This is a genomic window from Acinetobacter sp. CFCC 10889, assembly GCF_003268395.1.
In the GTDB taxonomy this organism is placed as follows: domain Bacteria; phylum Pseudomonadota; class Gammaproteobacteria; order Pseudomonadales; family Moraxellaceae; genus Acinetobacter.
Genome location: NZ_LQXQ01000178.1, coordinates 1 through 482, shown reverse-complemented (window position 1 = coordinate 482; position 482 = coordinate 1). Strand labels below are relative to the sequence as shown.

The 482-nt window shown below is 33.6% G+C and carries 1 protein-coding gene; it reads left to right on the top strand.

What is annotated here, in order from left to right:
- Positions 1 to 69: 69 nt before the first annotated feature.
- A partial coding sequence (locus tag AVJ19_RS21280) for a transposase (RefSeq protein ID WP_322873953.1) occupies positions 70 to 482 on the top strand: 413 nt, incomplete at its 3' end.

Sequence of the window (482 nt, the reverse complement as noted above, 5' to 3'; positions counted from 1 at the left end):
TAAGAAATTTGATAAAGAATAGGCATTTGAGTCACAATTTAATCACGACAAAAAACTGAATAACCTCAAATGCCTATCGATACACAGCTTACAACACTTTTTTGTTTAATTGATGATTTTTGTGCTGATATTACCAACAATGTTGAACAATATAGGCTTACTTCAGGACAAGCTAAGCGATTGCGCCAAAGTAAAATCAGTGCTTCTGAAGTTCTCACTTTATTATTGTGGTTTCATCTAACAGGGAGTAGAAACTTCAAGGCTTTTTATCTTTATTGGGCTAAGCCTTTTCTTTGCTCTTACTTTCCAAACTTACCTAGCTATAACCGATTCATTGAATTAAAAGCAAAATATGTGATGTATTTTGTCGCTCTTATTGAGAGTTTAAAGGTGCAATCCTCTGGAATTGCTTTTATTGATTCTACCAAATTAGCTGTGTGTCATAATAAACGTATTCAGCAACACCGTGTATTTGTAGACAG